General features: G+C 70.2%; 14 protein-coding genes. 5 read left to right on the plus strand and 9 right to left on the minus strand.

Annotated elements, in window-relative coordinates; genetic code table 11:
• Position 1: 1 nt before the first annotated feature.
• On the minus strand, positions 2–946 hold the full coding sequence (locus ACN469_RS27965) for a histidine kinase dimerization/phospho-acceptor domain-containing protein (RefSeq protein WP_498772576.1): 945 nt from the start codon (positions 944–946) through the stop codon (positions 2–4).
• Positions 947–1,222: 276 nt separating this feature from the next.
• Here ACN469_RS27965 and ACN469_RS27970 point away from each other — a divergent pair, with 276 nt between their 5' ends.
• The 4 genes from ACN469_RS27970 to ACN469_RS27985 all read left to right on the plus strand — a co-directional run bounded on the left by ACN469_RS27970 (position 1,223) and on the right by ACN469_RS27985 (position 7,678).
• Positions 1,223–3,298 carry an alginate lyase family protein gene (locus tag ACN469_RS27970; RefSeq protein WP_498772578.1) on the plus strand — a complete coding sequence of 692 codons (2,076 nt, stop codon included), beginning with the start codon at positions 1,223–1,225 and terminating at the stop codon, positions 3,296–3,298.
• Positions 3,299–3,365: 67 nt separating this feature from the next.
• The gene (locus ACN469_RS27975; RefSeq protein ID WP_498772722.1) at positions 3,366–4,685 is read left to right on the plus strand and encodes a nucleotide sugar dehydrogenase; all 1,320 of its coding nucleotides are present in this window, start codon (positions 3,366–3,368) and stop codon (positions 4,683–4,685) included.
• Positions 4,686–4,809: 124 nt separating this feature from the next.
• Positions 4,810–6,540, plus strand: a complete 1,731-nt coding sequence (locus tag ACN469_RS27980; RefSeq protein WP_498772580.1) for a TldD/PmbA family protein — start codon at positions 4,810–4,812, stop codon at positions 6,538–6,540.
• Between the two features lie 220 nt (positions 6,541–6,760).
• Entirely contained in the window at positions 6,761–7,678 is a 918-nt protein-coding gene (locus ACN469_RS27985) for an OmpA family protein (protein ID WP_498772582.1), read from the plus strand.
• 10 nt (positions 7,679–7,688) lie between these two features.
• Here ACN469_RS27985 and ACN469_RS27990 read toward each other — a convergent pair whose 3' ends face one another.
• The 3 genes from ACN469_RS27990 to ACN469_RS28000 all read right to left on the minus strand — a co-directional run bounded on the left by ACN469_RS27990 (position 7,689) and on the right by ACN469_RS28000 (position 11,554).
• Positions 7,689–9,545: a hybrid sensor histidine kinase/response regulator gene (locus ACN469_RS27990; RefSeq protein WP_498772584.1), complete on the minus strand. Its 1,857-nt coding sequence runs from the start codon at positions 9,543–9,545 to the stop codon at positions 7,689–7,691.
• A gap of 144 nt (positions 9,546–9,689) precedes the next feature.
• Complete coding sequence (locus ACN469_RS27995) at positions 9,690–10,598, minus strand: hypothetical protein (RefSeq protein WP_498772586.1); 909 nt, start codon at positions 10,596–10,598, stop codon at positions 9,690–9,692.
• A gap of 20 nt (positions 10,599–10,618) precedes the next feature.
• Positions 10,619–11,554: a metalloenzyme gene (locus ACN469_RS28000; protein WP_498772588.1), complete on the minus strand. Its 936-nt coding sequence runs from the start codon at positions 11,552–11,554 to the stop codon at positions 10,619–10,621.
• 31 nt (positions 11,555–11,585) lie between these two features.
• On the opposite strand from ACN469_RS28000, the gene ACN469_RS28005 reads away from it, so the two are divergent.
• Positions 11,586–12,671: a DUF4388 domain-containing protein gene (locus tag ACN469_RS28005; RefSeq protein ID WP_498772590.1), complete on the plus strand. Its 1,086-nt coding sequence runs from the start codon at positions 11,586–11,588 to the stop codon at positions 12,669–12,671.
• 165 nt (positions 12,672–12,836) lie between these two features.
• Here the strand turns inward: ACN469_RS28005 and ACN469_RS28010 are convergent, their stop codons facing one another.
• From ACN469_RS28010 to ACN469_RS28030, 5 genes are all read right to left on the minus strand, one after another.
• Positions 12,837–14,018 (minus strand): GTP-binding protein, encoded by a 1,182-nt coding sequence (locus ACN469_RS28010; protein WP_498772592.1) that lies wholly within the window; start codon positions 14,016–14,018, stop codon positions 12,837–12,839.
• Complete coding sequence (locus ACN469_RS28015; RefSeq protein WP_498772594.1) at positions 14,015–15,169, minus strand: anhydro-N-acetylmuramic acid kinase; 1,155 nt, start codon at positions 15,167–15,169, stop codon at positions 14,015–14,017. The genes ACN469_RS28010 and ACN469_RS28015 overlap by 4 nt, the downstream gene beginning before the upstream one ends.
• 37 nt (positions 15,170–15,206) lie before the next feature.
• Positions 15,207–16,166, minus strand: a complete 960-nt coding sequence (locus ACN469_RS28020) for an N-acetylmuramic acid 6-phosphate etherase (RefSeq protein WP_498772596.1) — start codon at positions 16,164–16,166, stop codon at positions 15,207–15,209.
• Between the two features lie 4 nt (positions 16,167–16,170).
• Positions 16,171–16,362, minus strand: a complete 192-nt coding sequence (rpmB, locus tag ACN469_RS28025; protein ID WP_015348676.1) for a 50S ribosomal protein L28 — start codon at positions 16,360–16,362, stop codon at positions 16,171–16,173.
• Positions 16,363–16,465: 103 nt separating this feature from the next.
• Positions 16,466–17,989, minus strand: a complete 1,524-nt coding sequence (locus ACN469_RS28030; RefSeq protein WP_498772598.1) for an NAD(P)-binding protein — start codon at positions 17,987–17,989, stop codon at positions 16,466–16,468.
• Between the last annotated feature and the right edge of the window lie 22 nt (positions 17,990–18,011).

Below are 18,011 nucleotides of genomic sequence, written 5' to 3' on the forward strand. Positions count from 1 at the left end.
CTCAGGGGCTGGACGCTCCTGGCGGCCCCAGCTCCGCGGGGAGCTGGAGGACCCACCGTTGCTCGCCCGGAGCAGGGGCGCGCAGCGTGCCGCCGAGCCGCCGCGTGAGCTCTGCCAACAACGTGAGCGCGCGCTCTCCGGGCGCACCTCCGCCTTGCGTCGAGGCGGCAAGTCGCCAGCAGCCCGTCGCCTCGAGCAGCTCCACTTGAAGCGCCACGGAGGTGGCGCGCGTGGACGCGAGCCCCCGCACCAGGGCGCGCACCCAGGCCTTCAGTTGCGCGGGGCTCGCCTTCACCAGCAACGTCCTGTCCGGTACCGTCAGCGTCACCCGCCAGCGTGAGGCCAGCCGCGTGTCGGGGCCGAAGGCCGTGTGGAGCAGGGGCCGCAGGTCCGTGGTGTTGCCCCGCCCCAGGCGGAAGTCGATGAGGTTCCGCTGGTCCTGGGCGGCGCGCATCATCCGGTCCAGGTAGCGCTGCACCGTCGCGCTCAAGGGGCCCGCGGTGCCCTTCAACATCATGTCCAGGTAGCCCTTGATGACCATCAGCGGCGTTCGCAGGTCATGGGCCGCGAGCGAGCGGCGCTGCTCCCAGCGGACCGCGTTGCGCTCCTGCTCACGTCGCGAAGCCAACAGTCGCGTGTGCCGGGCTTCGGCCGCGGCCTCACGGGCATGCGCGGCGAGCAGGGCGCTCCCGAAGGCGGACAGCCGGGCGAGCACCGCCCCGTCCGAGCGTCCTGTCCGCTCCGGCCAGACCTTCAGGAGTTGTCCTCCTCTCGACGCAGGTCCGGCGACGCCCGTGCCCGCCCTGGCCACACAGGTGCGTCCATCGAAGAGGGCCGCGCCTGACGCCTCCGTCAGCCGGAGCGTCTCCCGCAGCATCAGCTCCATCCCCGCCAGGGCGCCACAGCGCAGCGCGCGCTCGGCCACCGCCGCGAGCGCCTGCTCCACCCCCGCGTCGCCAGTGAGGTCGACGCTCCTCCCACTCCAAGCACCTGCTTGCACGTGCAGAGGTATGGGCACGGCGCGGCCGGGGCGCAACACTGCCCAGGGAGGGCAAAGAAAGGGACGCGTATCGGCAATCCTTTACCCACGGCTACCGCCGAGCCCCCGACTTTTTACTGTCCCGCGGGGCAGGGTGATCGCCCAAACCCGCTCAACTCCTCGCAGGCACCCCTTGGCCGAACCCTTGCTAACGGCCTCTGCGACGGGCGGCGGAAGGGACGAATGGGGACTCTCGATTACTACGCGGCAATCGCAAGACTCGCTCCGGGGGCCCTGGCCCTCAGCGCGATGCGGCGGGTGCAGGGCGTGGCGCGGCAGGCACGATATCGAAGGCGCGAGCGCACCGATGAGGTGGTGCTCCTCCAGGCCTTCGGCGCGGCCCGCGCGGAGGAGCTGGCGGAGCGAGCCCTCGACAATCGAGTGTCGCGAGTCTGGTGTGAGCTGTCTCAGCGCGCCTCCGTGGTGGACGCGCTCGCGGCCATTCCTGGAGCGCGGGAGCGTGCCCGGGCCCGCGCCCAGGCCGCGCTCCGTCAGGAATGGGATGTCTTTGGAACGCGCGTCGCCTTTGGCGAGGGACGCCCGGTGGACTGGTCGCTGGATGCGCTCAGTGGCCACCGCTATCCGCTGGCGCCCGTGGAGCGGATGCCGCTGCACTCGAAGGGGAATGATCCGAAGTACCCCTGGGTGATGGGCCGGCTCGACAGCGTCGTCGCGCTCGCGCAGGGCTATTGGGTGGAGGAGTCACAGGGCGAGCGCGCCCGGCTGGCCTCCGCCTTCGTGATGCAGGTGCTGGACTTCCTCCAGGCCAATCCCGTGGGGCAGGGCGTCCACTGGACGTGCGCCATGGAGGTGGCGCTGCGCGCGGCCAATCTCGCGCAGGCGCTCGTCATGTTCTCCGACGCGGCCGAGGTGCGTCGGCCGGAGTTCCTCGTCCCGGTGCTGGGCGCGCTGGCGGACCACCAGTCCTGGGTGGAGGCACACCTCGAGGACCGGGGCGCGGTGCCCAACAACCACCTCGTCTCCAACTACGTCGGCCTGCTCGTGGTGGGGGTGCTCTTCCCGGAGCTGCCGGGCGCTTCCCACCAGGTGGCGCTGTCGGTGTCGGGCCTGTGCGCGCAGATGTCCGCGCAGGTGCACGTCGAGGGCACGTCCTTCGAGGGCTCCATTCCCTACCACCGGCTGTCGGTGGAGCTGTTCACCCTGGCGCTGCTGGCGGCGCGGGGCGCGGGCGTGCCGCTGGGCACGGCCTACGAGACTCGGCTGCGTCGCATGTTCCACGCCGTGCGCGCGTGGTGCTCGGAGACGGGCCTGGCGCCGCAGGTGGGCGACAACGACTCCGGCCGCGTCTTCCCGCTGCGTGAGCGGGATGACCTGGAGCAGGGCTATCTGGTGGGACTGGGCGCGGCCCTCTTCGGGGACGCGGGCCTGGGCGGAGGCGAGCTGCCGGACGAGGCGGCGTGGCTGCTGGGCCGTCAGGGCCTGGAGCGCCACCGGAAGCTGCCTCCCGCGGCGGCGCCGCTGTCCGTGAGCTTTCCAGAGGGGGGCTTCCACGTGCTGCGCGGAGCGGGCGCCGTCGTCACGGTGAGCGCGGGCAAGCAGGGCCAGCGCGGGGTGGGCGGGCACAGCCACAACGACAAGCTCTCCTTCGAGATGCACCTGGGTGGCCGTCCGCTCATCGTGGACCCGGGCACGGGCTCGTACACGAGAGACCCGGCGATGCGGAACGCGTTCCGTGGCACGGCCGCGCACAACACCGTGCAGGTGGATGGCGTGGAGCAGGCGCCGTTGGATACGGCTCGGCTGTTCGCGCTGCCGGAAGGCGCGAAGGCGCGCGTGGTGGCCTTCCTTCCTGGCGCCACCGTGGACAGGTTGCGGGTCCGTCATGATGGGTACCGCATGCTGCCCGCTCCGGTGGGCATCGAGCGCACGTTCCGGTTGGACCGGCATGAGCGCGCGCTGGCGGGGCGGGACAGCTTCATCGGTACCGGGCAGCACGAAGTCATCGGACGGTTTCATCTTCCCGACGAGCAGGCGCGGCGCATGACGCCGGACGCGCAGGTGCTCGCGAGGGCGCAGCGCGCGGCGGAGGAGCCGCTGGAGTTCGAGCCCGTCGCGGTGGAGCTGGGCCCCGCTGGCGCGCCGCTCGCATGGATTCTGCTGGAGCGAGGTCTGGAGTCGGCACTGGTGGGCTCTCGGTATTCACCCGGCTACGGGCGGGTGGTGCCGGCGATGACGGTGGAGTTCCGGGGGCAGGTGAAGCCTCCGACGAGTTTGAGGTGGGTGGTTGTCTTCAGGTGAGTTTTTGGTCGGGGCGTGACCGTCTTGACGGCACGTCGCATCAGGAGAGGTGAGGACGATGAGGGTGATGGTCGGCAGCCCGCTGTTGGAGCGTATTCGTCGGCGGGAGGCGAAGGTCGGTGTGGTGGGGTTGGGGTACGTCGGTCTTCCTTTGGGTATGGCGTTCGCGGAGGCGGGCTTCCCGGTGCTGGGGCTCGACGTCGACAAGCGCAAACTCGACAAGATTGAGAAGGGCGAGAGCTACATCAAGCACATCCCCAGCGGGCCGCTGGCGGAGCTGACCAGGTCGGGCAAGCTGAAGGCGACCAACGACTTCGCGAAGGCGAAGGACCTGGACTGCGTCATCATCTGCGTGCCCACGCCGCTGACGGCTTCGCGTGAGCCGGACATGAGCTACATCATCCAGACGGGTGAGTCGCTCGCGCCGCACGTGCGCCGGGGGCAGCTCTTCATCCTGGAGTCCACCACCTACCCGGGTACCACCGAGGAGGTGCTCAAGCCGCTGCTCGAGAAGAACGGTCTCAAGGCGGGCGTGGACTTCCACCTGGCCTTCAGCCCCGAGCGCGAGGACCCGGGCAACAAGAACTTCAACACCAAGACGATTCCGAAGATCGTCGGCGGCTACACCCCGGCGTGCTCCGAGGTGGCGGCCGCGCTGTACGGCAGCGCGCTGCAGGAAGTGGTGCCGGTGTCCTCCACGCGCGTGGCGGAGCTCTCCAAGCTGCTGGAGAACATCTACCGCTGCGTGAACATCGCCATGGTCAACGAGATGAAGATGCTCTGCGACCGGATGAACGTGGACGTGTGGGAGGTCATCCAGGCCGCCAGCACCAAGCCCTTCGGCTTCCAGCCGTTCTACCCGGGCCCGGGCCTCGGTGGGCACTGCATCCCCATTGACCCGTTCTACCTGACGTGGAAGGCGCGCGAGTTCGAGTTCCACACCAAGTTCATCGAGCTGGCCGGCGAGGTGAACTGGCAGATGCCGTACTACGTGGTGCAGCGCACCATGGAAGCGCTCAACAACCTCCGCAAGACGCTCAAGGGCGCGCGCGTGCTCTGCCTGGGCGCCGCGTACAAGAAGGACATCGACGACATGCGCGAGAGTCCTTCTCTTCGCATCATGACGTTGCTGGCGGAGAAGGGCGCGGAGCTCAGCTACCACGACCCGTACGTGCCCGAGCTGCACAAGGGCCACGGCTTCAACATGGAGATGAAGTCCGTCCCGCTGGAGCCGGAGAAGCTGGGCGACTACGACGTGGTCATCATCCTCACGGACCACACCAACATCGACTACGCGGCGGTGGTGGCGAATGCGTCGTGCGTGATTGACACTCGCAACGCGACCAAGGGCGTGTCCCTGGGCCGTGAGAAGGTGACCAAGGCGTAAGCGACAAGCAGGGGCCCGGAGGCCGACCCTCCGGGCAGGGGTTCACGACTCCAGGTGTCGGGAGGGGCACCTGGGGTTGTCGGACCTGCTCGTCTTGTGGGGTGGTTTGGGTACAGTGGGGGGCGTGAATTCCCTCACCCGACCCGTTCTCCCCCTGCTGGCGGCTTCGGCCGTGTTGCTGGCGGCGGCGCCCGTGCAGGACTCGCGACTGACGTTGCTCGACGCCATGTCGAGCGAACTGACGCGCAATCAACAACAGCTCAAGCTGCAGAGCCACGAGCCGCCGTACTTCATGAGCTATCAGCTCAAGGACTACGCGCAGGAGGTCGTGGCCGCGCGCTATGGCGCCGTCTTCATGGACGACGGCTACCGCGAGCGTCGGCTCTACGTCGACGCGCGGGTGGGCGACTATGCCTTCGACAGCTCCGTCGAGGAGGGGCTGGAGTTCTCCTTCTCCACGAAGGGCACCAGCTACACCTCGCGCAAGGAAGGCCCGCTGGATGATTCGCCGCTGGCGCTGCGCACCGCGCTGTGGCTCATCACCGACGAGAAGTACAAGTCCGCGCTCTTCCAGTTCTTGAAGAAGAAGGGCGAGGACGTCTACTCGGTGGAGGACCCGAAGCGTCCCGCCTCCTTCACGAAGGAGAAGGCGGCTAGCTACGTCCAGCCGCCGGTGGCGAACCCGTTCAACCGCGAGCGCTGGATAAAGCTGTCGCGCGAGGTCTCCGCGCAGTTCAACGCGCATCCCGAAATCTTCGACTCCGAGGTCCGCGTCACGGCGGACAAGGTGACGCGGCTGTTCGTGTCCACCGAGGGCACGAAGCTGGTGACGGAGGAGACGCTGTACGGGCTCCATGTCACGGCGGTGACGCGGGCGCCGGATGGCCAGCTCCTGGATGACTCGCGGGACTTCTACGCGCCCACGGAGGCGGGGCTTCCGGACGATGCGCGCGTGCGGGCCTCGGCGGAGAAGGTCATCGAGGAGCTGCTCGCGCTGCGGCTGGCGCCCGCCATCGACCCGTACTCGGGGCCCGCCATCCTCGCGCCGGAGGCGTCTGGCGTGCTCTTCCACGAGACGGTGGGGCACCGGCTGGAGGGAGACCGGCAGGACGGGGACAACGAGGGGAAGACCTTCAAGGGGCAGATTGGGAAGCTGGTGCTGCCGGCGTTCCTGTCCATCCACGATGACCCGTCCCAACGTGCACTGGCTGGGGAGCCGCTGAACGGGTACTACCTCTATGACGAAGAGGGCGTGAAGGGGCAGAAGGTGACGCTGGTGGAGAAGGGCGTGCTGCGAAACTACCTGCTGGGCCGGCGTCCGGTGGACGGGTTCCTCACCTCCAACGGGCATGGGCGCAGCCAGGGCACCCTGAAGCCGGTGGCGCGCATGGCGAACCTCATGGTGGAGAGCACCCGGCAGGTGAGCGACGCGAAGCTGAAGCAGATGCTCATCGACGAGGCGAAGCGGCAGGACAAGCCCTATGGCCTCATCATCCGCGACATCACCGGCGGCAACACCAACACGTCCAGCTACGGCTACCAGGCCTTCAAGGGCGTTCCGCGCATGGTGTACCGGGTGGATGTGAAGACGGGGAAGGAGACGCTGGTGCGGGGCGTGGAGATTGTCGGCACGCCGCTGTCGGCGGTGAACCGCATCATGGCCACTGGTGAGAAGCGGGGCATCTTCAACGGCTTCTGCGGCGCGGAGAGCGGCAACGTGCCCGTGTCCACGGTGGCGCCCGCGGCGCTGCTCCAGGAGATCGAGCTCCAGCGCGCGGTGGAGGGCAAGGACCGTCCGCCCATCCTCCCCAGCCCCACGACGCTCCAGGCGTCGCCGGCTCGCGAGAAGCCGTAGTCCGACGATGCGGGGGGCATGGCACAAGGCGCGTCTGGCATCGCCGGGCGGCAGGACGTCGAGCGGCGCGGTGCTCCATCACGGAGCCCGTCTCGCGCGGAGCCTGCTGTCCGCGTGCGGTGTGCTCCTCGATGCAGGAGTTCGCTTCGCGCGGAGCCCGCTGTCCGTGTGCGGTGGCCGCTTCACGTGGAGCGTGCGGTCCGCGTGCGGAGTCCTCCTCATGCTCCTCGGGGCGAGTGTCGCGAGCGCGGAGCCCGTGCCCTCGGGTGAGGCGTGGCTGGAGTGGGTGCACGACGACCGGCTCGGGCCCGGAGGCAACTGGGAGCTCATCTCGGTGGAGGCGACGCTGGATGGTCGCCCCCTGCCGTCGACTTCCGACTCCGGGGAGAAGGGCGCTCCTCGCCATGTGCTGCCGCTCGGCCTGCATTGGCTCGACGTGACGACGGTGTACGAGGGCCGCTCGGACGTCTTCTCGTACGTGGAGGGCTATCGCTTCGTGATGCGAGGGCGCGTCACGCTCGACGCGCGGCCCGGCGATACGGTGCGCATCACCTCCACGGCGTACGAGCGCGACGGTGTCACCGTGCAGTGGCAGCAACGCCCCGTCTTCCTGCTGCTGGGCCAGCCCCAGGAAGCAGTCGTGGGAATCGAGTACGGCTCTGCGGCGAACAGGCCGCTCCCTGAAGACGTGGCGGCGCGGGTCGTCGACGAGGTGCTCGCGGAGGCGCAGCGCCTCTCCCCGGTGCTCCCCACCGCCCTGGCCTCCGTGCCCGCCGCCGCCGAGCCTCCTGGCACCTGCGAGCTGGAGCCCATCTACTTCGCCTTCTTCGACACCCGGCTCTCCGTGGAGGGAGACACCTCGCTGATGCTCGCGGCGGACTGTCTCCGTCAGCGTCCGAGCCTGCGAGTCCGGCTGCGCGGCCACGCGGATGTCCTGGGGCCCGAGTCCATCAACGCATCCCTGGGCCTGGGGCGTGCCCAGTCCGTGGCCGCGAGGCTCGAGGCGCTCGGCGTCGCGGGCACCCGGCTGATGCTGGAGACCCAGGGCGCGGACCAGCCGCCGTGTGACGATGGCACTCCGGGCTGCTTCGCGCGCAGCCGCCGCGTCGAGCTGTTCGCCGAGCCGTCGCCTCCCTGAGTCGCGAGCTTCACTCGAGCCGCGCGGAGCCCACCGTCATCACCATGTCGCGCAGGTGCTGCGCCTCGAAGGGCTTGGCGAGCACCGGGTTGCGAACCTCCTGGAGGAAGCGCTTCGTCTCCGGAGTGAAGGCGCCGCCGCTGATGAAGACGATGCGGTCATGCAGCCCCGGCCAGGTGTCGCGCACGGAGTGGTACACATCCATGCCCGTCACCTCCGGCATCATCAAGTCACAGAGGATGACATCGAAGGCCCTGTCCTGGCCCAACTGCTCCAGCGCCTCGCGGCCATTGGCGACGGTGACCAGCTCGTGCCCGCGCAAGAGCCTCCGCATCAAGTCCAACACGCGGGGCTCATCGTCCACCACCAGCACGCGTCGCCCCACGGATGGGGGACCGACCCGGGGGAGCGGTGGGACGAAGGTGTCGTTCTCGGCACGGGGCAGGAACACCTCCACGGTGGTGCCGTGGCCCACCCTGCTGCTCACGCCGATGCGTCCCCCCAGCGCGGTGATGATGTCGCGGCAGATGGCCAGGCCCATGCCCATGCCCTCGCCCGAGCGGCGCGTGGTGAAGAGCGGGTCGAAGATGCGGGGCATGACCTCCGGAGCGATGCCGCAGCCGGTGTCGGTGACGGAGAGCAGCACCTCACCAGCCTCGGCGCGCAGGGCGACGGTGATGCGGTGCTGGGACGCGTGTCCCTCCGGAATGGCGTGGGCCGCGTTGAGCACCAGGTTGAGCAACACCTGGCCCAGCTTCGTCACCGTGCCGTGCACCCGGGGCACTTCCGTGTCGTAGTCGCGCACGACTTGTGCCCGGTGGCGAAGCTGGTTGGCCGCCATCCGGAGCGTGCTCTCCGTGACGGCCTTGAGGTCCACCACTTCCGTGGCCTCGGCGCTGGGAGCGGAGAGGGACTTCAGGTCCGCGACGATGCGCTGGATTCGCAGCGTGCCCTCCAGGGCCTCGTCGAGGACCTGACGACATTCCACGTCCGAGGCCTCGCTGGGGTCGGGCAGCCGCTCGCGCAGGTACTCGAGGTTGCCCGCCGTGTACGCGAGCGGGTTGTTGATTTCGTGCGCCAGGCCCGCCGCGAGGATGCTCAGGGACTGCGCGCGCTGCTCCCGCTCCTTGTCCTGGAGGAACTGCGCGTCCCGGCGCTTGCGCTCCACGGCGTTGACCAGCACGTGGCCCGTCAGGCGCATCAGGTGCCGCTCCTCCGGCTTCCACTCACGCGGCTGGTCCACGGTGTCGAAGCCCATCCAGCCGATCAACCTTCCGGCCAGCAGCAGCGGCGCGTTGATGAAGGAGCGGATGGAGAGCAGCGTGCAGATGCGACGCTCCTCGGTGGCCTCCAGCGGGAGCCGCGCAGCGTCCGTCACCGTCACCATGCGGCCCGCGCGCAGCTCGTCCAGCGACCAGCGGAAGCCGACCACGGAGCGTCCACGGTGGCTCGCCAGCCCGTGGGGGCGCATGCCCTCCGAGCACCACTCGTAGGCCTCCGACAGGTGCTCGCCGTCGTCGGAGAGCAGGTTGACGTAGCCGCGCTGCGCGTCGATCTGCCGGCCCAGGACTTCCAGCGCGGCGCGGACGCCGGCCCCCAGCTCGTCGGGTGGGAGGTTGAGCAGCTTCTGCGAGGTGTCCGTGAGCAGCGACCAGCTCTTCAGCAGCAGCCCCAGCTCCCCGCGCATCTCCCGCAGGGCGGAGGCTTCCTGACGCAAGGTCGCCAGCGCGCCCTCGGGAAGCCCCGTGGCTCGCGTCACGCTGAGGTGCTCCAGGACATCGGCGGACTGCTGGAGTCGCTCCAACAGTGTCAGCGAGTCCGTTGCCTCGGCGGACAGCCCCGGGCTGTTCCGCTGATGCTCGGCCATCGATTACCCCCTCCCGTCCCCGCACGGCTTTCCCCAACCCGTGGCGTGGATTTCAGCTCGGCCGAAATTCTGCCACCAGTTTGTTCCCTGCATCCAGTGTGCAGTTTTGAAAAGTGCAACCAGGCGACAGGTGGTGGCGATGACTCAGGGCGAGGTGGGGGGAGGAATGTCCAGAGGCCCTGGAGTGGGAGGTGGCGCGAGGCGGAGCTGCCGGCCGCCCTTGAAGCCGCGCCACTGGATGTAGCGGCGGAAGTCCTGGAGGAAGACGTCGGGGGAGAGGCCCACGGCCCGGGTGAAGGCCTCGGGGAAGTCAGGCCCCTGGCTCATGGCGTGGAGGACGCCCCGCACCACGGGCTCGCCGTAGCGACGGGCCAGGAAGGTGAAGGCGTGGTGGGCGGCGCCGTAGACGATGTCGCTCTCGCGTCGGTAGAGCGTGTCGGCCTGGGCCAGCGGATCCGCGCGGGGATGGGTGCTCCAGTAGAGGGCCAGGTCTTCGAGCGAGGACACGCGGTAGCCCTGCTCGGCGGTGTACGAGGCCATTCCCTCGCGGAACCACAGGGGGATGCGCTTGCGCGTCCAGCCCAGCCGGTCCGAGGCCACCTGGTACATCAGGCTGTGGGTGAGCTCGTGCAGCAGCAGCTCGTCCACCTGGGCCTGGGTTGCGCCCAGCAGCGTCCACGTGCGGGGGCTCTGGAGTTCAATCTGCTCGTAGCGGGCCCAGGCGCGCAGGAAGTCATGGTCCGGGCGGTTGGCGGCGCGCTCCAGGGCGGCGTGGTTGGGGTGGATGATGATGGCGACGGAGTCGTCGAAGGTGCCCCAGCGGGCCATGCGCGGCAGGGCTCGCTCGACGGCGAGGCGGACCTGGTCGGCGGCGTCGGAGTCCCGGGCCTGGAACTCCAGGGTGATGCGCGCTCCGCTGGCGGTCGGCGTGCCGGGCTTGAGCAGGGCCTCGGGCGAGACGTCCAGGGTGGTCCGTCGCGGCGCGGAGCAGCCGGCGAGCAACCCCAGCAGCAGCAGGGCCAGGGCGTGGCCGAGGCTCCCCTGTCTTCGCATCCATCCCCTCGTCACGAGCCTCACTCCACCCCGAGCCAGCGCACCACCGCGCGCCCCACGTCCGCGACGGTGGTGAAGCCGTCGACGTCCGGCGCGGGTGGCCCGAAGTAGAGCACGGGGACGCGGTGCAGGGTGTGTCCACGCGTGGACAGGTCCTCGACGTTGCCGTGGTCGCTGCACACCAGCACCCGGGCGTCGGCGGGGCGGTGGGCCACCACGGCGCGCAGGAAGGCGTCGAAGGTGTCCAGCGCCGCATGGGCCGCGACGAAGTCCTGCGCGTGTCCGGCCTCGTCCGCGAGGTAGTGCTCGAAGAAGGTGAAGTCCGCGCCGGAGGCCACGCGCCAGAAGATGTCGGCGGCCTCCTCGGGCGTGCGCTCGGGGGCGGGCAGGCCGTAGGCGCGTGCGTTGGCGCCGGTGATGTCCGGCGTGAGGCCATCTCCGGCGCGGGCGTCCTCCAGCGTGCGCAGGGGCACGGGGCCCGCGGCGAAGGCCAGCTTGGAGGCGGAGGGCTTCATGCGGCGCCGGGCCTCGGGCGTCGGGACGAACTCCGGGGGCAGGGTGGTGGGGCGCCGGGGGACGCCGAGCGCGTCCAGGTAGGGCGCGGGGTAGGCGTTGGCGAAGGTGGCGGTGCGGCCGGCCGCGAGCAGGCGCTTGACGATGGAGCGGTCCGCGAGGAGCGCGCGCAAGGGGGCGTTGGGGTAGCCCAGCACGTGCTGGCCGATGAGGGCGGGGGCCGGGTCTCCGGTGAGGATGGCCGTCTGGTTCGAGGCGGACTGAGGCCTTCCGGACACGCCGAACGTCGTGTCCACGGGGATGCAGCGTCCTCCGTCCGGGAGGGTGGGGCCCGGGGCGTCCTGGAAACAGGAAAGCAGGTGTTCGCGGTGGGCGAGCGGGTTGATGGCCGGGTCCTTCCGGCCGATGCCCACACCATCGATGAACAGGAGCGCGACGCGCACGGCTCGCGACTGTATCCTCGAAACAGAACGCATGGCCCTCCACGGCGACCTCTTCAGCTATCCGCTTCCCGAGTTCCTTCAATGGTTGGACAGCTCCCGCAAGACGGGGACGCTCCAGCTCTCCTGGGAGGCCGGAGAGCGCAAGCTCTTCCTCCTCTCCGGCCAGGTCGGGGCCACGGCCTCCGAGGGCCTGCGCGGGAGGGTGGCCCGGCTCCTGGCGCTGGCGAAGCTCGCCTCGGGGGCCAAGGTGCTCGCGGCCTTCGATGAGCTCTCACGCACGCCGGACGTGGACGCCGCCTTCGACGTGCACGGCCTCCAGGCGCGGTGGATTCGAGATTTGGGCCGCGAGGAGCTGTTCGCGGCGATGACGGACCTGACGATTGCGGGCCGTGGGACGTTCCACTGGACGGAGGACGCGGACCGCTCGGGCGAGGACTGGGTGCCGTCCGACATGAGCATCCGCGAGCTGCTGTTCGAGTCGCTGCGCTGGGTGGATGAGCAGCCGGACGTGGAGAAGGCGCTGCCCATCGACGCGCTCAGCGTCCGCGCGTTGACGCCGCCCAGCCCGAGCCAGCCGCTGATGCATCGAATCATCCTGGGGCTGTGCGCGACGCCGCAGAACCTGGGACGCCTGCGGCTGTCGATGGGCGTGTCCCGCTCGTCGGTGACGCGGCGGGTGTACGAGTTGCTCCGCGCGAAGCTGGTGGAGGTGGAGGGCGCGCCGCAGGTGGAGGCGGATCCGGTGGCGGAGATGCTGGAGAAGGGCGCGGTGCTGATGCGCGAGGGCCAGTTCGACGCGGCGGGCATCGTCTGCGCGTCCCTGCTGGCGAGCGACCCCGCGGACCGGCGCGTGCGCGAGTTCGCGCGACTGGTGCAGCGCGAGCACGTGGCGGCGCTCTATTCCGACATGCCGCCGCTGCTGGTTCCCCAGGTGATTCACGACCCGCAGGGCATGTCGCTGCTCAAGCCCGAAGAGCGGCAGATCGCGGGCCTCGTGAGCGGGACGTGGGACGTGTCCACCATCGTCCTGGCGAGCCCCGCGCGTGAGCTGGAGACGCTCAAGACGCTCGCGAAGCTGCACCGCATGGGCTTGTTGCAGCTCACCGCGCCGCGCTGACCGAGGCCTCCGGTCTGGCTCGGCGTGGACCGCTGAGCCTGGCGCGGCTCTCCACGTGGACCGCTGGGCCCGGCTCGTACAGAGCCCGGTCTGGCTCCGCGCGGACCTCGGTGCCCCAGTCGGCTCGCGCCCCGTGCGAAGTGCCGGGGCGCTCGGCGATGCGAGTTACTCCGAGGCGGGCAGGCCCACCGCGTTGAGGCGGACGAAGGTCTGCATCAGCACGTAGAGGGCGAAGGCCGCGTCATCCACGCGCAGGTGCTGCTGGGTGGCCAGGCCCTGGATGCGAAGCAGGTCCGCCCCATCCACGCGGAGCAGGAACGCCTGCTGCGCCAGCGTGCCCTCACCCGCGAAGGCCAGCGAGCGCCGGATGGCGTCCGTGCAGGCGGTGACGCAGGTGGAGTAGTTGCCCGCCATGAACGCGGCCTCGGCGGCGCGCGCGTGGTCGAACAGGTCTCCCGGCGCCAGCGCGCTCACCGCGCCCAGCAGCTTGGCGGAGGCCGCCTGCGAGACAGGGGCGATGGGCGGAGGCGGTGCGGCCACCACGGGCTCCACCCGAGGCGGGGGAGCGATGGCGGGGAACGAGCCCGAGGGACGGTGGGGCACCGGCGTCGGCATCATCGCCACGGCGGGACCATGGCCCGAGGGCGCGGCCACGTGCTGTGAAGGCTGCTGCCGGTGCTGGAGGTGCTGGGCGAGCTGCGCCTCCAGGCCCGCGGGCTGCGTGCCACCGACGGGGGCCACCGGACGCGGCGGCGGGACGATGCGCTTGGCGCGCAGGTCCTTGATGACCAGCCGGGTGATGGCCTTGAGCGTGTCGAGCACCCCGCGCCCGTTGGTGGCGGCGGTCTCGAAGTCGGGCACGCCGCGCGGGTTGAGCTCCAGGCGGAGCTGCTCCACGGGCAGCACGTTCTCCAGGTCCCGCTTGTTCCACTGCATCACCAGTGGGAAGCGGTCCAGGCGGATGCCGTGCTCGAAGAGGTTCTCCTCCAGGTTCGCCAGCGACTCGCGGTTGGCGTCCATGGCGTCCGGCTGCGAGTCCGCCACGAAGACGACGCCGTCGGCGCCCTGGAGCACCAGCTTCCGCGTCGCGTTGTAGAAGACCTGGCCCGGCACGGTGTACAGCGCCAGCCGCACCGAGCAGTCGCCGACGCGCTCCACCTTCACGGGGAGGAAGTCGAAGAAGAGTGTCCGGTCGCCTTCGGTGGCGATGGACATCATCTCGCCTCGATGCGCGGGCCGGACGGTTTCGTAGATTTTCCGCAGCGAGGTCGTCTTGCCGGACAAGCCAGGTCCGTAAAAGACGATTTTGGCGGCCACCTCGCGGGCCATCAGGTTCACGCTGCTCACGGTGTCAGCTTTCCTAGAACGACTCGACGCTTCGCGCCAGTCGCGGACGGGACATTCGCTGGGGTTCCCACGAGGTATTCGGCCGCCAGCAACGCGAACAGGGCCGCTTCCTTCGCCCCTTCCGGGAAACCCAGGGTATCAAGCCGGCGGACGGGAAGGGGGGCCAGCCTTGCCTCCAGTCGCTCCATCAGCCGGGGATTCCGGGTGCCGCCCCCCGAGGCGTACATCGCCTCCAGACCTGGAGTGCGTGGAAGGACCCACGTCTCGTACGCGCGCGCGGTGCTCTCCACGGTGAACTCCAGCGTGGTGGCCACCAAATCATGAGGGCGCGCCGAGTAGCCGGCCCACAGCCGGTCCACCAGCACGTCGCCATAGCGCTCGCGCCCGGTGCTCTTGGGCGGAGGCTGCGACAGGAACGTGTCCGAGAGCAGCTCCGTCAGCAGCTCCGGAATCACCTGGCCCTGTCGCGACAGGGTTCCATCCCAGTCACAGGCGAGGCGGCCCTGGGTGACGCGACGCGCCAGCCCATCCATCACCATGTTGCCGGGCCCGGTGTCGAACGCGAAGGTGTCATCCAGGCGCGCGCTGACGACCGACACGTTGGCGATGCCGCCGATGTTCTGCAGGGCGCGAGGGGCGTCGGCGCTCCGGAAGGCCACCCAGTCGAAGTAGGGCACCAGCGGCGCGCCGTGGCCTCCGGCGGCCATGTCCCGGGTGCGGAAGTCGCTGACGACGGGCAGGCCCGTGCGCTCGGCGATGACGGAGGGCTCTCCAATCTGGAGGGTGGACGGGAAGTCCGTGGTGCCGGGAGGCAGGTGCGCCATCGTCTGCCCATGCGAGCCGATGGCGCTCACGTCCGAGGGCGTGAGCCCCGCCCGCTCAATCGCCTGGAGCGCGGCGCGGGCGAAGTACTCCGCCAGCTCGAAGTCGAGCTGGCTCAGCGAGCGGGCGTCCTGGGGCCCGAGCATCCGGATCACCAGCTCCGGCGGGAAGGGCGTGGAGACATGGGACAGCAGGCGCAGCCGGGCGCTGCCCCCGGTGCCCGTCACCTCGCAGAGGGCGGCCTCCACCGCGTCCGCGCTGGTGCCGGACAGCAGCCCGACGCACAGGCGCGGGCGCTGGGAGTCGGAGAGGGGCGGTTGGAGGCGCATGCCTCCAAGTCTAAGGCTCGCCCCCCACGCTCCGCCGTCAGCGGCCGGGCGAGCGAGGGCTCCGTGCGTGCGCGCCCTTACGTCCCGAGGGGCCGAGCGCACGCAAGCCGTTCTCCTGGAGACGCTTCCGGGCGCCCCGGGCCTCCAGCCCGGTGAAGTGCATGGCCACGGCCACCTTCACCTCGCCACCGGCCGCTTCCAGGAGGAGCGAGGCCTCCTTGGCGGGCAGCTCCGTCAGCTCCGCCACCATGCGCGCGGCGCGGGCCCTCAGCTTCGCGTTGACGGGGCGCACGTCCACCATGCGGCCCCGGTACACCTTGCCCAGCGCCACGAAGGCCGCGGTGGTGATGGCGTTGAGGATCAGCTTCGTGGCCGTGCCGGCCTTCAGCCGCGTCGAGCCGGCCACCAGCTCCGGCCCCGTGCGCGCCAGCACCAGCGTGTCCACGTCCGCGCGAGTCCCGGGCCTGTTGCAGCACACCAGCACCGTGTGCGCCCCTCGCCGCTTCGCCTCGCGCAGCGCGCCCCGGACATAGGGCGTGGAGGCGCTGGCGGAGATGCCGCACACGACGTCGAGAGGCCCCGCGTCGAAGGCGCGCACGTCGGAGGCACCCGCGGCGGCGTCGTCCTCGGCGCCTTCCACGGCGCGAGTCAGCGCCCGGCGTCCACCGGCGATGCGAGCCTGGACCTGGGAAGGGGCACTGCCGAACGTAGGAGGACACTCGCTGGCGTCGAGCACGCCCAGACGCCCACTGGTGCCGGCACCTACGTAGAGAAACCTGCCGCCGGCCCGCAACGCATTCGCCATGGCCGTCGCTGCCTGGGTGACAGCGGGCAACGCGGAGCGAACCGCACGGACGGCGACGACGTCCTCATCATGTAACCGGCGGACGACCGACCCGATGGAGCGTAGATCGAGGTCGTCCGCGCGGGGGTGAAGCCGCTCGGTGGGAGGGAGTTTCGTTGATGAAGCGCGTGAGGACCCCGCCCCCGAGCGCATTACTTCAAGCCGCCTTCGTCACCTTGCCCGCTTTGATGCAGCGGGTGCAGGCGAGAACGCGCTCCGTGCGGCCCTCGACGCTGGCCCGGACCTTCTGCAGGTTCGGGAGGGTTCGCTTCTTGGTCTTGTTGTTCGCGTGGCTGACGTTGTTGCCGACGAGCGGACGCTTGCCACAGATGTCACACTTCCACGCCATGACCTCTAACTCCTTGAAAACTGGGGCGTTGGACGCCTGCCGATAAAGAGCGGCGGAACCTGCCAGAACTCCGCTTGGAAATCCAGCCTTTCAGCCGTTTGGATCAGCCCTTCAGCGGATCCTTCTTCTTCAACATGTCTTGAACCAGGCGTGCGGCCCGCACTCCGGCGAGCAGCTCGCCCTCCAATCCGAGGCCGGGAAGCACCTCGCGGCCCGCGAGCAGCAGGTTCTTCACCGGGGTTCGCTGACTCAAGCCGGTGACGCCCAGCACCGCCGACGACTCGAAGCTGTAGAGCGGGTGCGGCATCAGCCGCGTGCCGCGCGAGCCGCTGGCGTCGAGGTAGGGCACGGAGCGCAAGAGCCGGTGCTGCGCGGTGAAGGGCATCACCGCGTCCAGCTGCGCGTCGATGCGGGTGGCCAGGGCCTGCAGGTGCTCTTCGCCCAGCTCCCGCGCGGACGCGGGGATGAAGACGCCAGCGCACACGACGCGCAGGGCCTCCGTGTCCTTGCTCTCCTTGCCACTGGAGGCCGAGGGGCGCGCGGGGTGGAGCTGGAGCAGCATGGCGCCCAGCTCCGCGTCCTGCGTGTCCACGAGCGTCAGCTCGCCCAGGCCCCGGGGAAGCGCCGACTCCGGCACCACCCAGTTGACGGTGAAGAGGATGGACTTCGTGGTGGACTGGTCCAGGTGCTCCAGCAGTCCCCGGTGGTGCTTCTTGTCCGTCACCAGCCGCCGCAGCGCGCCGGAGTCGGTGGCGGCCACCATGCAGGCCGCGCGGTAGAGCGTGTCCGAGCGCACCAGCTTCACGCCCGCGAACTTGTTGCCGTCGAAGGACAGCTCCTCGACGATGAAGCCGGTGGGGCTGTCTCGCCCGAGCACGTCGCCGCCCAGCTCCGTCAGCCGCCGGGTGAGCATCTCGCGCAGGCCGTCGTGGCCGCCGGTGAAATAGGAGGGCGCCGCCAGCACCTGGGACAAGGTCCGGGTGAGGGCGAGCGGCGACTCCGGCTTCTCCAGGTGGTTGATGAAGGGGCGCAGCCCGCGCACCAGGGCGGCGGCGGGGGCGTCCGAGGCCAGCCGGGGCGGGGTCTCCAGTCCGGGGTGGGCCTTGATGAGCTTCTTGAGTCCCCAGCCCTCGAAGAAGCCGTCGGGAGGCAGGGCGGGGTTGGCCTTGAAGAAGGCGTCGCTCGCCTCATGCTGCGCGGTGGTGCCGGCCAGCGCGCCCAGCAGCGCCTCGCCTTCTTCGCCCAGCTCGCGCGTCACCTCGGCCTTGCGGCGGGCGGCGTCGGAGTGCAGGTCCATGCGGTTTCGCGGCAGGACGAGCTGCAGCTCGGGCGAGTGGGGGCGCAGCGCGCGCTGCACGGTGGTGGTGAGGCCCAGCTCGGTGAGGGCCTCCTCCACGGCGGGCATGGCCTTGAGGGGCGGCGCGACGAAGGGCGCGTAGGGGAGCACGTAGCCGCCGTGCTCGTAACCCGGGCCCATGCCGTCGTGCTCCACCAGCAGGACGCGGTGGCTGCGCTTGGCGAGCAACGCGGCCGCGAGCGCACCGCCGAGCTGACTGCCCAGCACGATGACGTCATACACGTGCCGGGATGGACCCGAGGGAAGCTTGAGTTTGGCGGCGGACGTCATGAGGCTGGCAACACTACACAAC

Source organism: Corallococcus terminator (genome assembly GCF_049194865.1).
GTDB lineage: Bacteria > Myxococcota > Myxococcia > Myxococcales > Myxococcaceae > Myxococcus > Myxococcus terminator_A.

What these genes read in the sequence shown, in the direction of transcription:
- ACN469_RS27970 (WP_498772578.1), top strand. Translation starts at nt 1,223, where the DNA reads ATGGGGACTCTCGATTACTACGCGGCAATCGCAAGACTCGCTCCGGGG.
- ACN469_RS27975 (WP_498772722.1), top strand. Translation starts at nt 3,366, where the DNA reads ATGGTCGGCAGCCCGCTGTTGGAGCGTATTCGTCGGCGGGAGGCGAAG.
- ACN469_RS27985 (WP_498772582.1), top strand. Translation starts at nt 6,761, where the DNA reads ATGCTCCTCGGGGCGAGTGTCGCGAGCGCGGAGCCCGTGCCCTCGGGT.
- ACN469_RS27990 (WP_498772584.1), bottom strand. Translation starts at nt 9,545, where the DNA reads ATGGCCGAGCATCAGCGGAACAGCCCGGGGCTGTCCGCCGAGGCAACG.
- ACN469_RS27995 (WP_498772586.1), bottom strand. Translation starts at nt 10,598, where the DNA reads ATGCGAAGACAGGGGAGCCTCGGCCACGCCCTGGCCCTGCTGCTGCTG.
- ACN469_RS28005 (WP_498772590.1), top strand. Translation starts at nt 11,586, where the DNA reads ATGGCCCTCCACGGCGACCTCTTCAGCTATCCGCTTCCCGAGTTCCTT.
- ACN469_RS28015 (WP_498772594.1), bottom strand. Translation starts at nt 15,169, where the DNA reads ATGCGCCTCCAACCGCCCCTCTCCGACTCCCAGCGCCCGCGCCTGTGC.
- ACN469_RS28020 (WP_498772596.1), bottom strand. Translation starts at nt 16,166, where the DNA reads ATGCGCTCGGGGGCGGGGTCCTCACGCGCTTCATCAACGAAACTCCCT.
- rpmB (WP_015348676.1), bottom strand. Translation starts at nt 16,362, where the DNA reads ATGGCGTGGAAGTGTGACATCTGTGGCAAGCGTCCGCTCGTCGGCAAC.
- ACN469_RS28030 (WP_498772598.1), bottom strand. Translation starts at nt 17,989, where the DNA reads ATGACGTCCGCCGCCAAACTCAAGCTTCCCTCGGGTCCATCCCGGCAC.